Origin of the sequence: Clostridium sp. (genome assembly GCF_040797585.1) — a bacterium.
In the GTDB taxonomy this organism is placed as follows: Bacteria; Bacillota; Clostridia; order Clostridiales; family Clostridiaceae; genus Clostridium_Z.
The window spans coordinates 1-3,969 of the sequence record NZ_JBFNEO010000244.1 but is presented as its reverse complement, the minus strand read 5'-3'; the positions used below and the strand labels follow the sequence as shown (position 1 = coordinate 3,969).

Annotated in this window: 4 protein-coding genes and 1 pseudogene; 4 read left to right on the top strand and 1 reads right to left on the bottom strand. The window is 26.1% G+C overall.

Annotation, left to right across the window (positions count from 1 at the left end; genetic code table 11):
• Positions 1–274, bottom strand: a 274-nt coding sequence (locus AB2369_RS12195; RefSeq protein ID WP_367666747.1) for a winged helix-turn-helix domain-containing protein, incomplete at its 3' end; no start/stop codon positions are given.
• A gap of 239 nt (positions 275–513) precedes the next feature.
• Here AB2369_RS12195 and AB2369_RS12190 point away from each other — a divergent pair.
• From AB2369_RS12190 to AB2369_RS12175, 4 genes and pseudogenes are all read left to right on the top strand, one after another.
• Positions 514–1,521: a DUF2804 domain-containing protein gene (locus AB2369_RS12190; protein WP_367666746.1), complete on the top strand. Its 1,008-nt coding sequence runs from the start codon at positions 514–516 to the stop codon at positions 1,519–1,521.
• Positions 1,522–1,544: 23 nt separating this feature from the next.
• Positions 1,545–2,273 (top strand): class I SAM-dependent methyltransferase, encoded by a 729-nt coding sequence (locus tag AB2369_RS12185; RefSeq protein WP_367666745.1) that lies wholly within the window; start codon positions 1,545–1,547, stop codon positions 2,271–2,273.
• 150 nt (positions 2,274–2,423) lie between these two features.
• The gene (locus AB2369_RS12180) at positions 2,424–3,665 is read left to right on the top strand and encodes a M16 family metallopeptidase (protein ID WP_367666744.1); all 1,242 of its coding nucleotides are present in this window, start codon (positions 2,424–2,426) and stop codon (positions 3,663–3,665) included.
• Between the two features lie 17 nt (positions 3,666–3,682).
• Positions 3,683–3,969 (top strand): annotated as a pseudogene (locus AB2369_RS12175) (recombination regulator RecX); the annotation flags it as partial.

The window sequence follows — 3,969 nt, the reverse complement described above, 5'->3', positions numbered from 1 at the left end:
TAAAAGGACATGGTTCTCCTGAGGAAAAGTTAAAGCTATCTTTATCTATATCTTTATATGTAAATAACTTATTCTCTAAGACAAAGTAACCACTTTTAGGCATTGAGTAGATTAAGCTTTTCTTTTCAAGCTCTGAATAAGCTCTTATAACTGTGGAGTTGCTACAATTAAACTTTATAGCTAATGCCCTTATAGATGGAAGTTTGGATTTAAAGTTTCCATTTTTAATTTCTTTTTCAATATAATCAATAATAAGTTCATATTTATTTTCCATAATCTCACCCCAATATCAACATTCTATTATCATATAGTTAAAATTCTTTAAAAATTCAATAAAGTGAAAAATATATTTTAAATTAAGTATATCATAACACATAGAATCTATGAATGTATTTCCTAATGACTGTATAAATACAATAAAGAATATAATGTGAATTATAAAAAACTAAAAGGAGTTTATACTTCCTTATAGAATAAATGTAAAATAATGTATTTGTTTAGGAGGAAGTTGTAATGGAAGAAATTAGGGATCCTAAAGTTAAATTATGTGATAAAAATGGAAATATAAATTTTAAAGAGGGAACTTGGTTTAAAAATTCTAATATAGAATGCAACTTAAGTAAAAGACATATATTCAGGAGAAAAAAGTGGAATTACTGGACAATTAACAATAAAAGATATTTTTTCACCATAGCAATTACTGACTTAGATTATGCTGCCATGATTTTTTCTTATATAATTGATACCAAGGAAAATAAAATTATAGAAAAGAGTTTTATATTACCTTTATCCTATGGAGTTAATTTAAATGACTCAGTAGATGAGGACTTAAGATACAGTAATAAAAATACAAATATTAATATAATTTATCATAATAATGATGTAAAAATAGATATTTTTATTAGTGACTTTTTTGAGAAGCATTGTTTAATGGCCTCATTTACTATATATAATTACAATAAAGAAAGTTTAAATATAGTAGTTCCGTGGTCTAAAACAAGATATGCCTTTACCTCAAAGCAAAATGCTTTAAGTTGTGAGGGGATAGTTACCTTTAATAATGAGTATATAGAATTTAAAAAAGATGAAAGCTTTGCTAGTAAGGACTTTGGTCGTGGTGTTTGGAAAAGAAATATAAAATGGAATTGGCTTACATGTTCATTAAAGGATCATTATGATAATATAGGAATTAACTTAGGTGATCACTGGACATCAGAAAGTGGTATTAATGAAAATGGAATTATAGTTAATGGTAAAGCATATAAAATCCATGAGGATGTGGTATTCATATATGATAAGGAAGATTTAAGTAAGCCTTGGATAATAAAATCCAAGGATGATATAATAGACTTAAAATTCTTACCTAAATCTATTAGAATCAAAAATGTAAACCTAAGTCTTATAAAATCAGAGTTTTATCAAGTATTTGGACATCTTCAAGGAAAAATTATATATGATAAAAAATTAATAGAAATAAAGAACTCTTTAGCACTATGTGAGGAGCATATTGCTAAATGGTAACCTAGATTAGGAGATGATTACTAATGAATTTTTATGATAAGTTAAGTTTAGTTTATGATAAGGTATTCCCAGAGAATCCTCAAATTATTAAGTTTTTAGAAGAAACCATGAATAAGGTTAAAGGAGAGAATTTTCTAGATGTAGCTTGTGGAACTGGGACTTATGGTATAGCTCTTTGTGAGAAGGGATATAGGGGATTTTCCATGGATTTAGAGGAGACAATGATTAATATTGGAAAAGAAAAAAGCAAAAATATTAATTCTTTAACATTAAAAAGCATGGATATGAGAGATATAAAGAATGAGTTTAAAAAGCACAGCTTTTCTATGGTTTATTGTATAGGAAATTCATTAGTTCATTTAAACTCTTTAGAAGAAATAGAAAAAACTATTGGAGACTTTTATAAAATTATGAACCATAAAGGAGCCTTAGTTATACAAATTATAAATTATGATAGAATACTAAGTAAAAATATTAAATCCTTACCTACTATAGAGAATGAAGAAATTACTTTTGTTAGAAATTATAATTTTAATAAGGAAGATAATAAGATTTACTTTGATACAGAATTAAGAGTATCTAGTGAGACTTCAGTATATACTGGATTAACTCCATTATTACCTTTAACTTATGATAATCTCATTTCTATTTTAGAAAAATATAATTTTTCTAAAATAGAATCCTTTGGAGATTTTAAGGGATCTAAGTATGATAAAGATTCCTATTCTTTAATTATAAGAGCATATAATTAAAAATTATTGATATTTATAAAGTTAATTAGTATTATAAAAGAACATAGGGTATAAGATTAAAACTTCTACATCCTATAATGATAGAATTTACTTATTAATATAAAAAATAAAGCACTTTAAGTTGTTGAATTAAATTTAAGGAGATATGGAATGAAACAATTATTTTTAGATTTTAATGACTCAACCTTAAATAATGGGTTAAGAGTTATTTCTATAAAAAGAGATACTCAAATTTTTTCTATTCATGGTGGAGTGAAAGTAGGACCATTTCAAGAAAGAGAGAAAGAGAAAGGTATCTCTCATTTTATAGAGCACATGTTATTTAAAGGTACTGAAAATAGAGATAATGAAACTTTAAATAATGAATTAGAATTTTTAGGTGGAGAATATAATGCATATACAGATTATAGTTGTACTGTATATAGTATAAGTGCTTTATCTGAGGAGCTTCCAAAAGCTATAGAATTACTAGGAGATATGATTACAAATTCTACTTTTAAAGAAGAAGATATGGAAAAGGAAAGAGGGGTAATTCTTGCAGAGATAAATACAAGTAAGGATGATATTGAGGATTTGTCTTTTAAAAAGCTTTACCAATATGCTTTTAAGAATAGTCCTTTAAGGTGGGATATCATAGGTAGTGAAAAAAATGTTAAAAACTTTTCAAGAGATGAGATAATAGATTTCTATAAGGAGTTTTATATTCCTAATAATATGTGTATAACAATAGTTTCAAATTATGAACATGATGAAGTATTAGACCTTATAGAAAAGAGTTTTGGACATTGGAAAAGTAAAGCTATAAATAAAAGAGAAGTGGTAATAGAAGATAATATAGAAGGAATCTTTACATCTTATAAAAAAGATATAGAGCAAAACACTTTAACTTACTTATATACTCTGCATCATATGGATAAGTCTATGGAACTTGCTCTTAAAATATTAAATCTAAAGCTTGGGGAAAGCTCAAACTCTATACTATTTAGAGAACTTAGAGAAAACATGGGCCTTGCCTATGATGTGTACACTCACATGGATCTTACAAACAATATAAAAACATTATCTATTTATACAGCTGTGGGAGAGGATAATATTGATGAATCCATGGAAGCTATAAATAGTTGTATAAAAAATATAAAAGATAGAACCATAGTTTTTGATGATACCACAGTAGCTCTTATGAAAAAGGTTCATAAGACTGCAGTAGCTTCCATAATGGAAGATTCTACAGAGCTTTGTAATTATGTTATACATCAAGCTCTAGAAGAAGAGTCTATATATGAATTTATTGAAGATATGAATAGACTAAGAAATATAACTGGTGATCATATATATGAAGCAGCTTTAAAAGTGTTAAATGCACCAACTATTCATGTATTAAAAGGTAAATAGAAGGAGAATAAGCTTCCATGGGAAAAATAACAAAAATTGAAGCACAAAAAAAACATAAAGATAGAGTGAACATATTTATTGACGATGAATTTGCTTTTGGATGCGATGGTGAGCTTTTATATAAATTTTCCTTAAATAAAGGCTCTTCTATAGATAAAGAAAAAATTATTAAAATAATAAAAGAAGAAGAATTTATAAAGTGTAAAAGTTATTGTTTAAATGTAGTATCACGAGGGTTAAAGACTGAAAAAGAGATAAGAGATAAACTTTATGAAAAAAGTTATGATGAGGATATAGTAGATAG

Bases quoted from the DNA above. Each gene is read 5' to 3' on its own strand.
- AB2369_RS12190 (WP_367666746.1), top strand. From the start codon at position 514: ATGGAAGAAATTAGGGATCCTAAAGTTAAATTATGTGATAAAAATGGA.
- AB2369_RS12185 (WP_367666745.1), top strand. From the start codon at position 1,545: ATGAATTTTTATGATAAGTTAAGTTTAGTTTATGATAAGGTATTCCCA.
- AB2369_RS12180 (WP_367666744.1), top strand. From the start codon at position 2,424: ATGAAACAATTATTTTTAGATTTTAATGACTCAACCTTAAATAATGGG.